Origin of the sequence: Flagellimonas sp. MMG031 (genome assembly GCF_040112705.1) — a bacterium.
GTDB lineage: Bacteria > Bacteroidota > Bacteroidia > Flavobacteriales > Flavobacteriaceae > Flagellimonas.
In genome coordinates this window covers 236,750-248,094 of sequence record NZ_CP157804.1, presented here as the reverse complement: position 1 = coordinate 248,094, position 11,345 = coordinate 236,750, and the positions used below count along the sequence as shown (strand labels likewise).

Genomic DNA, 11,345 nt, shown 5'->3' with positions numbered 1-11,345 from the left:
CGGATTAGCCTTTTGTCATGTCCAATTTATCGACCACAAATTTCCCTAGGTCCCTACCTTGCTTTATCCCAACATCGATAGCCGCCCTATAATGGATACCACCGTACATTCGGCTCAATGCCGCCTCGTCGGATGCTTGGTTGAACGAGGAAAAAGAACGTACCGGAAGGCCGTAGGCTACTTCTGTATCATCATCAAAGGCAAAGTTATCGCCAAAAATACTGGTCAGTGCAATAGCCGCAGCTCCGGAGACCACACTATGTCCGCTTGTGTATTCTGGGAATGGCGGGGTTTGCAACACTGGCTCCCAACTGTCGTCGATGTACTCGTTGATGACGGTTTCCGGGCGGATGAGATTGCTTCGGTACTTTTCGTCCCAACAGCTGATAAAGGCATCGGCAATGGCAATGGATGTCTTGGTATAGGCATAAACCGTTTTGGCAAAATCGGAGTTCGTTTTACGGGATGCGATTTTGGTAATGCCTATCCAGTGTGCACCAGGCGTAATCTTTTTGGTGGCAAACATCAAATGTCCACGGGTCACAGAAACGTAAGGGTTACAGTCCCAAAACTGTGCAATGGCTATCTCTTCTGATTTATCGCCTTTACCGATCATGTTTTTGCGAACCTCGTAAACCTCCATCACCTCTTTGTAAAACTGGGAATCTTCTTCCATGGAAAATTCTGGCGGGGGTATGGGCTTGAATTGCTGAGCTGAATCGATGGCAAAAGGACGGATTTTTTCCCAGTGGGGCTCAATACCGTTCATATAGGCTGGGGGAGTGGGCTGCCAACGCGAAGGATCTTCAGAATTCACGGAGAACTTGGGCATGGTACGGGTCTCCTTATAATTGTCTTTGTTCATCCATTCCCCAATAAAATCGGCCACTTCCAAACCATATTCCTTAGAGGCGTTAAAAACGGGTTCATTTTTGTCCATCCAAATGGTGTACAAGCTGTCCCGGAAAGTCTCCATCCGTTCTTCCGAAAAAATGAGACGCTTGCTCAAATCCATGTGGGCCACCAAAGCAGCCATTTCAAAATTGATGTTTTCCTCATTTTTAGGAGCGGGAATGTTTCCTAAATCGGTTACTTGGCCCGCCAACGACTTGTATTTGTCATTTTTTAAGGCAACAATTTCGTAAGCGGCAATGTTGGGGTACGCAAAAATTCTGCTGGCTACGGGCGGTGAAAATATATCATGAATCATGATTTCAATGACCTTGTCCACCGAAGCGTGCAATTCCTCCGGAGAAATTTCAATGGGTTCCTCTTTTTTCTGGCAAGATGCCAAAACCAGCAAAATGGCTGCGATCAGTAGTATTCCTTTTTTTATCATGGCCTAACGATTACTTATTGATTTTATATACTTGTGCTACATCATCATTGAAGACGGCCAACACATATTTTTGATTTTGTACTGTAAAAGTTTGTAGATGACGAACCGATTTTTTGGTAAAATCCAACCCAAGTTGGTTTCCTAAAACGATATCATCTTCATTTTTGATAAGGGCGCCCGGAAACGAGTCCAATCTGCCGTGGTAGGGCTTTACCCCAAAATAATTACCTCCCAAAAGTGCTTCCTTTTTGCCATCCCCATCGAAATCGTCCACTAGAATGGACATGATGGGAGATACCTGAAGCGCATTGTTGAACGGGACAAAGGTAAATGTGCCACCGTCGTTTCTGGCATAGCCCGATTGTAAGGTGTTTACTTCCAACAGTGTCGATGCATCCAAAGCATCTTCCCCGAAAATTTCTTCGATGGTCTGTCCGGCAAAGGATTTGTAAGTGGTATATTTCTTTTTGAGATAAACCAATTGCGATGCTAGTCCGTCCAAGGTTTCCAAGGCATAGTAGTTCCCGTTCTTTTCCATGGCTGTGATGGTCTCGGTCTGACCATTTTCATCAAAATCGTTGAAATAAAGCCTCATGGGGTGTTTTTTGGATGCCTTAAACTTGGAATTGGTGCCCCAGTTGCCCAAAAGGTAGTCCATGTCCCCGTCACCATCCATATCAAAGGGTTCAATGGTCTGCCAAAGTCCGGTCAAATCCAATTGTGCCACTTCGGTGAACGCTCCGTTCTGGTATTTTAAGAATTTTGGGGCCATCCATTCCCCGACCAAAATAAGGTCGGTGATGGAATCCCCATCAAAATCGCTCCAAATGGCATCGGTAACCATCCCTTTGGCGAACGATTCAAACTCTTTTCTGGCTTTAAATTTGCCTCCTTGGTTCTCGAGCAAAACCGAGGTGGCCAGGGTTCCAAATTTACCGGTTAGTGTATGTCCACCAATAAACACGTCCAAATCACCATCATCATCAAAGTCGAAAGGTTTGACGACCGAGGAGTTTTGGTAGATTTCTGGTAGTGCAACGGCTTCAAATACAGTGTCTTTTTGTACGTAAAAAGCATCTAAAAGAGCCTCCGAAGTTCCATAAAAGTCACCGCCGCCGGAACTGGTGATAATATCATTCTTGCCGTCATTGTCAAAGTCTGCAATGCTCGCGGAAACTATCTCTTTGATGGAGTCTTTTTGAAGGCTATCAAAACGTTTCGGCACAAATATGGAATCCTGTTGCACAAAGATTCGGGAGGATATGTACTTGGACCCTCCAAAAAAGACATCTTCTTTTCCATCGCCTGTTAAATCCCCAATGGCAAGGGCGGGACCTCTATCGGAAATCTGATAGGGAATCAGTTTTTCACGGTTAAAATCGGTATAATTGTCCTCCACATGTGTAAAGTCCAAGCCCAATCTATTGTTCACGGGAGTAAACATCGGTTGTTTCTTTGCACTAATGCTGCCGTAATCAAACGGTCGGGTATTGGATGGACTTATGGTCAATGTTTGGTTCAAGTTGACGTTCGTCAGCACTTGATAGGTTTTATCGGGCCAAATAATTTTTAAGGAATCCAAAGGCTGGTCCGAGGCATATCCAAAATGAACCATAGGTTCGGAAGAGGCCTGAAACCCGCGAGTGGTAAATAGTTCCTTAAATTGAAGTCCTTCCTTGTTGTAAGCATACACCTTGGTGCCAATACCGAATCTATTATTCTTGGTATAGTGGAACTTTACCTTTAGGTAATTGCCCTTTCCGTTGGTTTTGTTGATGTAGAGCGATGCGGGATGGTCGATATTGTTGGTAACCAAATCCAAATCACCGTCACCATCCAAATCGCCCATTGCGGTGGCACCGGAAATCAGGGTATCCTTGGTCACCCATATTTCGGACATATCCTGAAATTGCAGGTCTTTGTTTCCCTTAAATACGTAGTTATGAACATTGCCCGAAGGCATCAGCTCCAGTGCTTTTTGGTCCACCAGTTTAGTATTGTCGATTTTTTGTTTGATTTGTTCTGTGGACACAAATTTGATAAAATCAAGGTCGTTCGGTCTTTTCGGAATCCCGTTCGAAATAAAGACGTCTTGTTGTCCGTCCAGGTCGTAATCACCAAAGAGGGCGCTCCAACTCCAATCCGTAGCAGCGATGCCGCTCATTAGCGCGGTTTCCATGAAGTTGCCATCGGGTTGGTTCACAAAAAGCATGTTGCGGGTAAACTGATAGTGGTACCCAAAACGGTCGATGCGCATTTTTTGGGTTTGGACATTGTCGTCCCCTTCCGATGATTTTAGTGCCACTTCGTCTTCGGGAAGCATATCCAAGGAAAGAAAATCAGGGCGGCCATCGTTGTTGATGTCGGCCACGTCGTTCCCCATGGAAAATCTGGAGGTGTGACCAAAATATTTTTTTAGGCTTTCGGTAAAGGTTCCGTCGCCATTGTTGAGGTAGTAGTAATCGTCCTCGTGGAAGTCGTTGCCCACATAAATATCGGGGTAGCCATCTTGATTAAAATCAGCAATGGCCAATCCAAGTCCGTATCCATTGATTCCGCCGTAGATGCCGGCTTCTTCACTTACATCGGTAAACTTTCCGTTGTCGTTGCGGAGCAGTTTGTCCCCAGTTTCGTACCGACGTTCGTACCGCAGGTCAAAACGTCCAAAGGAGTTTTGGGTATGTACGGCATGGTTAAGTAGATAGAGGTCCAAATCGCCATCAAGGTCATAATCAAAAAAAGAGGCGTTGGAACTATACGAGTCGAAATCCAGCCCATATTGCGCGGCACTTTCGGTAAAGGTATTGTCCCCATTGTTGATATACAGCTCATTGAAGCCATTGAAGCCATTAATGCCCACTACGGCACAAACGTAGATGTCCAATAAGCCATCCCCGTTAATGTCGGCCATGGTGGTGCCGGTATTCCAACTGCTATTGCCTTCTATTCCTGCGGAGGTCGAGATGTCCTCAAACTGTAGGTTGCCCTTGTTGAGGTACAATTTGTTCTTGACTTGGTTTCCACTGAAGAAGATGTCCGGCAAGCCATCATTGTTGATATCGCCGATGGATACGCCTCCTCCGTTGTAGAAGTACAGGTAATCCAATATGCTCAAATCATCAGTAGGGGTGAGGGTATTCGTAAACTCAACTCCTGTTTTTTGGGATTCGGGGTTTTCAAAAAGACTCCCTTCCTTTTTGCAGGAGACAACACCAAGGGTAATCAATATTATGATGAGAAACCTATTCATTGATGGCAAAAATCTTTGGTTTGTTATTGTTTACGGCCGCAATAACGTAAGTTTTTCCGTTTTTGTCCTTGAATTGCTTCAGGTATTTTACTTCATCCCGAACCTTGAATCCACTGGTTTCATAATCTTGCCATGTAAAGCCAAGCTGCCCATCGCCCAAAAGGAGATTGCCTTGGCTGGCATCCAATCGGGAAAATTGCGGTTTGAATTCGTAGTTGTTCCCGGCCATGATCAAATCCAAATTGCCATCGTTGTTGACATCAGTACAAGTGATATCACAAACGCAGGACAACTGTACCCGAGCGGGAAGATTTTTGATCGTAAACGTACCGTTGCCTTCATTTATGGCGATTACTGATGCTGAGGTTTCCGCTTTTTTCACTATCGATTTGGCCATTACCTCTTCAGGGAATAGTTGGTGAATCGTTCGGTGGGCATAATCAGAAGCCTTGAGGTTTTGCTTTTTGAGGTTGGGTAATTGTTCGGTGAGTTCCCTTTTTTGGTGAATGGGATAATCCCCTCCATTTTCCTGAAGGGTCATAATCTGCTCTATGGTCCCGTTGTTGTCATAATCGTTGATGTAGAGTTTCATCGGGGCATATTCCGTGGGCTTGTAATGTAGGTTTAGACCTTGGTTGCCCAGAATCAAGTCCTGGTCGCCATCACCATCCAAGTCTGCGGTCTCCACGGTATTCCACCATCCGTAGAGGCTGTCCAGAGAGCTGTCCATTTTGGTCAATCTCCTTCCCGTGTTTTTATAGATTTTTGGGGTGTCCCATTCTGCGGTGACGATCAAATCTTTTTTACCGTCCCCGTCCATGTCCTGCCATTGGGAATCGGTCACCATTCCGGCATCTTTTAAATCGTACCCCAAACGTTCGGTAACATCGGTAAAGGTGCCATCACCCATATTTTCCAATAACAGGTGGTCTGGAGAGATTCCGTACACGCCAACTACGCTTCGGGAGCCTATAAATAGGTCTATGTCGCCGTCATCGTCATAGTCATGCGGTGCTATGGTCGCGATGTTTTTATAGGTGGATGGCAGTTCATTCCCTGATTTTGAAAAGTTCCCATTGCCATCATTGAGGTAAAGTCGGGCAACGTATGTACGCTCCATGCCCACATTGTTGCCTCCTGAGCCAACGACCAAATCGAGGTCCCCATCGCCATCAGCATCAAAAAAAGCTGCGGCCACGTCCTCAAAATTCTTGTCAGCTTCGAGGGAAGCACTGTTTTTTGCAGTTATCCTGCCATTACCTCGATGCAGGTATACGATTCCAGGCTGACCTTTGGCGCCTCCGATAAAGAAGTCTTCGTTGCCATCGCCGTCAACATCGGCAACCGCAAGGGAGGGTCCCTCTTGGGAAAGTTTGTGGGAAATCAATCCTTCGTAATCAAAATCATTGTAGCTATCCTCCTGATGTGCAGCCGCAAAATTGGCATCCATTTCCTTGAGATAGGATTTTTTCACCTCCTTTTTTGGAAGGACGTAGGTTTCGGTTGCATTGGTATGTTCTATATTCAGGACTTGATTGGCTTGTACGTTTTCAAATTTCTGGGTGCGTTCATCGGGCCAAACGATGCGGATGGAATCCAATTGAGCGGTTTTTCCCAGTCCAATGGTCATATCGTACTGGATGGAGGATTGAAATCCTCTTGAGGGAATCAATTCTTGGTTGACAATATTTCCATCGAAATAAAGCTTGGCCAAAGTGCCCACGCCAAAAGGGTTGCCTTGGGGTCCTTTGAACTTGAGCTGTATGTAGTTATTGTTCAACTGGGACTCCGTATTGTTTTTATAAATGTAAGCGGGAGTGTTCACGTTATTGATGACTAGGTCCAAATCCCCATCGTTGTCCAAATCGCCATAGGCGGCACCATTGGAGCGGGAGGGGAGCTCAAAACCCCATTCCTCATTTGCATTGGTAAAGGAAATATCGCCATTGTTCTTGTATGCATAGTTGGGCTGTGGCTTTATGGGCATTTTGTTGATGATGGAGTCTATGGACTCCTTTTTTCCGGTCAGCGCCATTTTTTGCACAATCTCGTTGGCGAAGAAATCCACAAAATCCAAATCCGTCAGGTCGTGGTTGATACCGTTGGTGATAAAAATGTCCTTAAGACCATCATTGTCCATATCGAACATAAGGCCGGCCCAGCTCCAATCGGTGGCGTGTATGCCGCTGTAGTAGGCAACTTCGGAAAAAGTGCCGTTGCCATTGTTGAGCTGTAAGGTATTTTGAATGTACTGTTGTCCGAAATCCTTATTCTGTTTCAGGTTAAATACGTTGTACCCTTCAAATTCCATCACTGATTTAACCCGATGCTCTTTCTCCGGAAGCATATCGGTGATAAAAATATCGTTATGTCCATCATTGTTGATGTCGGCCACGTCGATTCCCATGGCGGATAGGCTCAAATGGGAGGTCCAGTCGTTGATTTCCTCACTAAAAGTGCCATCTTTTTGGTTGATATAGAGGTAGTCCCTTTCATAAAAATCGTTGGATACGTAGATATCTGGGTAAAGGTCTCCGTTAAAATCGGTAACCAAAACACCAAGACCAAATCCGATAAGACTTCCGTAAATGCCGGCTTCTTCGCTGACATCCACAAATTTACCGTCGTCATTGCGCAGCAGCATATCGCCCACACCCTTAAAAATATCTGGAACACCTTCCCAGTCTTGCGCCCTTACGTCTCGTTGTTCCGCATAACCAAGGCTGCTAACGGGGATGTTGCTGTTGTTGAGGATATAGGCGTCCAAATCGCCATCCTTGTCATAATCAAAAAAGGAGGCATGTGTGGTAAAGCCTGTTTTGGCCAAGTTGTATTCTTCTGCTTTTTCGGTAAAGGTCAAATCCCCGTTGTTGATGTAGAGGTCGTTGTCGTGGTTATTGCCTTCCATGTTCCCTGCATTACAGACATAGATGTCCAGAAGGCCATCGTGGTTGATGTCCACCATAACCACCCCAGTGGACCAAGGTTTGTTCCCCAGTACCCCGGCCTGCTCGGAAATATCCTCGAACTTCATGTTGCCCTTGTTGAGATAAAGTCTGTTGGGTTCCATGTTTCCGGTAAGGTAAATATCCTGAAGCCCGTCGTTGTTCACGTCGCCGATGGCCACGCCACCTCCGTTGTAAAAGTTTCGGTATTTAAAAATGTTGAAATCCTTTCTGTTCTCTACTTTGTTGATGAAGGTAACGCCACTTTCCTCAGGTGAGAGCAACGTGAAAAGGGTCTCTTTTTTCGCTTCTTGTGCGGTTTGGTCTTCTTTTTTGCTGTTGCAGGCAGATAGACCTAGTAGTACAAGGGATAGGGTGATATATTTCAGTTTCATCTAACGTTCTTTTTTAACCAAAAAAATGGGAGCAGCATTGTTCATCGTAATGATGAATTCTTCGTTCCCATTGTTGTTTATTTTTGCAATTTTTCTGGCTGCACCGGAAATGCCCAGACTACGCTCCCAGCTAATGTTCCCGCTGTCGTCATTCTGCAACAAAAATCCGTGTGAAGCATCCAATCTACCAAGTTGAGTGCTTATCTCAAAATTATTGCCCACCATTAATATTTCATTAATCTTTCCTTGATCGTTTTTTACCAACTGTATATCGTTTACCGAAGATGACTGTACCAAATGCGGCAATGTTCTTAGGGTAAAGTTGTTATTGCCATCATTCTCAAAATAGGAGGTGCTTAGCAGATATACTTTTCTTTGGATGGCTTCATTCAATTTGTCTTTTCCAAAGAGTTCATCCAAGGATGCTTTGGCAAAGTCTTCGTAAAACAGGAATTTTTTGTTCAAAGAGGGCATTTGTTTGGCCAACTCATCCTTTGAGGCAAAGGCAGTCTCCCGGTCCCCATGAAAATGGGTCACAACAGTCTCAATAGACCCATTGTCATCAAAATCGTTGATGTACAAAGTGATTGGTTTTTCAACGGAAGCGTCAAATTTGGTGTTTAGGCCCCAGTTTCCGGCCAGTATGTCCAGATCGCCATCGTTGTCAAAATCTGCAAGCTCTAGTGTGTTCCACCAACCATGGGTGTTGTCGAGTCCATTATTTTTTTGGAGGGATAGTGTTTTGCCATCGTTCAAAAAGATAGAGATGGGATTCCAGTGCCCTGCGGCAATAAGATCTATATAGCCATTTCCGTCCAAATCTTGCCAAACAAAGTCTTTAATGTTGCCTAAATTTTGTAATTCCGGAGCGAATGAAGCGGTGATGTTTTGGAATTTGCCCTTACCGTTATTTTCGAGGAGGTATTGTTGGCTTTTCTCCCCAAATTTGGTCGAAACCGCATTGGATGAAATCATAAGGTCCATGTCGCCATCATTGTCTATATCCACAGCATCGACCTTAGCGGCGTTGATTTCTATTTGATGGAAGGCGTTGTTGTCTTTCTCCAGTATCCCTTCATTGTTGCGATACAATCTCGGCTGTAATGGGTTGCCGCTTGTAAACTCGTTTCCGCCGCTTACCACCACAATATCGAGGTCCATATCGTTGTCTACGTCCACAAATACTTGGTCAACGTCCTCTGCTATGGCATCTTCTTCAAAGAGTTCTGGTTGATGGTCGTTGTAGTTTCCCTGTTGATCCTGAAGATATAGTTTGGAACCCTGTTTTTTGCCTCCAGAAATAAAGACGTCGTCCAATCCGTCATTATTGATATCGGCTACGCTTACCGAAGGTCCCTCATTTGAATGGGCAAATGGAACCAATGGATTCCGATCAAAGTCCAAGGTGGGGTATTCCTTGTGCACAAAATTGAGGTTCCGTGAGGACGGATTATAATGTAGTTGCTTTTTTTTAACGGGTTTTTCGTAATAATTGCCACTGGCATTGGAATGGTCAACTTTTAAAAGTTGATTGGCTTTTACGTTTTTGAGCGTTTCAAACTTTCCTGATGGCCAAACCACATGGAGCGAATCAATTATGGAATCGTAGCCAACACCAAAGGTTAAGGTATTGTCCTTTGCGGACATAAAGCCGCGTGTTGGGATGTTTTCTTGAACCGATTTTCCTTTTTGATGAAACAGAATAACCTTGGTGCCTATACCAAAGGTATTTTTTTCACTTCCTTTAAAGGCCATTTTGATGAAATTCCCCTCGCTTAGGGTGTTTTCCATCACAAAAGCTTCTTGGTTGACATTGTTCACTACAATATCAAGATCCCCATCATTGTCCAGATCGGTATATACGCATCCATTGCTATAGGAATCTATCTGAGGCCCCCACGTTTTGGTGACATTATTGAAATGAGCCCCGCCGTTGTTTTTATAAAAATAGTTCTGCACTTTCTTTTTGGGCAACCGGTCAATCAGTTCCATGTCCTTGTCCGATAGCCCTGTTTCAATGTTTCGTTGGATTTCTTCATTGGATATATAGTTGATATAATCCATGTTATTGGTTACGCCCTGTATGCCGTTGGAAATGAATAGGTCCTTGAACCCGTCGTTGTCGTAATCGGCAAATAGGGCGCCCCAGGACCATTCCGTGGCGTCGATTCCGCTCAGGTTGGCAATTTCCCCAAAATTTTCCCCATCCAGATTCAAGTGAAGGGTGTTTTGCATGTACTGGGGAGCGAAACCATTTTTTAAGAACTGTTGGTACACTGGATAGGCGTATTCCAACCCAGATGTTTTATACGTTTCCAAGTCTTCGGGAAGCATATCCAACGAAAGAATGTCGGAAAGGCCATCGTTGTTGATATCGGCAATATCGTTCCCCATGGAAAAGTGGGTGGTATGTCCTAGCTTCTGGTCGTTCTCGGAGATGGTTTCCCTAAAGGTGCCATCCTTTTGGTTGATGTAGAGGTAGTCATTTTCAAAAAAGTCGTTACCGATATAAATGTCGGGATAACCGTCGTTATTGATGTCGCTTATGGCAAGCCCAAGTCCATACCCGATGGTTCCTTGGAAGATACCGGCTTTCTTGGATACATCGATAAAAGCTCCATTTTGATTTTCAAAAAGGATATCGCCCGACATGGAATCGACGATTTTTCTTTTGGCCCCTTTTCCGTAGGAACGATTGGGGTTTACGGAGTGGTTAAGGAGGTACATGTCCAGATCACCGTCCAAGTCGTAATCGAAAAAGGCAGCTTGGGTAGCATAGCCTATAAAGTCCAGACCATATTTTTGGGCTTCTTCCTTAAATGTTGGGATACCTTTTGCGTTGTTCCCTTGATTGATGTATAGTAGGTTTTGCCCACGAATAATGCCATGATCTCCAACTTTGCAGACGTAAATATCCAGTAAACCGTCATTGTTGACATCGGCATGGGTTACCCCAGTGGTCCATCCATCATTATTCCTTAGGTTGGATTCCTTGGTAACATCCTTGAATTTAAAATTACCTTGATTGAGGTATAGTTTGTCTTCCCCTTGATTGGAGGTGAAGTATAGGTCGGGCAGTCCATCGCTATTGAAATCGCCAGAAGCGACCCCAGCGCCATTATAAAAATAAAGGTAGTTGAGAATATTAAGTTCAGGAGTTTGTTTTAGGCTATTGCTGAAAGTGATACCTGTTTGCTTGGCTTCTTTCAACACAAAAAGAGTCTCCTGTTGTTGGGTACCGCAGCTTATTAAGGTCGTCAAGACTCCAAAAAGTATCCAGAACTGTCCTTTCATTTCTTTCTTCAATAGCAGGGGGTAATATAAATAATTCCTTCGCATGGCGAACATCAAATACATTAATGTTTTTCTAAGAAAGAATTAATAATTGACTAATGATGTACAATGCAAAAAGAAAA

Annotated in this window: 4 protein-coding genes; all 4 read right to left on the bottom strand. The window is 44.4% G+C overall.

What is annotated here, in order from left to right:
- Window positions 1–4: 4 nt before the first annotated feature.
- The 4 genes from ABNE31_RS01055 to ABNE31_RS01040 are packed head-to-tail and all read right to left on the bottom strand — an operon-like array spanning window position 5 to window position 11,235.
- A complete protein-coding gene (locus ABNE31_RS01055; RefSeq protein WP_349352041.1) occupies window positions 5–1,339 on the bottom strand; it encodes a vanadium-dependent haloperoxidase in 1,335 nt (444 codons plus the stop codon).
- Between the two features lie 10 nt (window positions 1,340–1,349).
- The gene (locus tag ABNE31_RS01050) at window positions 1,350–4,589 is read right to left on the bottom strand and encodes a VCBS repeat-containing protein (RefSeq protein WP_349352040.1); all 3,240 of its coding nucleotides are present in this window, start codon (window positions 4,587–4,589) and stop codon (window positions 1,350–1,352) included.
- Window positions 4,582–7,929, bottom strand: a complete 3,348-nt coding sequence (locus ABNE31_RS01045) for an FG-GAP-like repeat-containing protein (RefSeq protein ID WP_349352039.1) — start codon at window positions 7,927–7,929, stop codon at window positions 4,582–4,584. The genes ABNE31_RS01050 and ABNE31_RS01045 overlap by 8 nt, the downstream gene beginning before the upstream one ends.
- On the bottom strand, window positions 7,930–11,235 hold the full coding sequence (locus ABNE31_RS01040; protein WP_349352038.1) for an FG-GAP-like repeat-containing protein: 3,306 nt from the start codon (window positions 11,233–11,235) through the stop codon (window positions 7,930–7,932). It abuts the gene before it with no gap.
- Window positions 11,236–11,345: the final 110 nt, after the last annotated feature.

Excerpts from the sequence above, each read along its gene's own strand:
- ABNE31_RS01055 (WP_349352041.1), bottom strand. The coding sequence starts at position 1,339 with ATGATAAAAAAAGGAATACTACTGATCGCAGCCATTTTGCTGGTTTTG.
- ABNE31_RS01050 (WP_349352040.1), bottom strand. The coding sequence starts at position 4,589 with ATGAATAGGTTTCTCATCATAATATTGATTACCCTTGGTGTTGTCTCC.
- ABNE31_RS01045 (WP_349352039.1), bottom strand. The coding sequence starts at position 7,929 with ATGAAACTGAAATATATCACCCTATCCCTTGTACTACTAGGTCTATCT.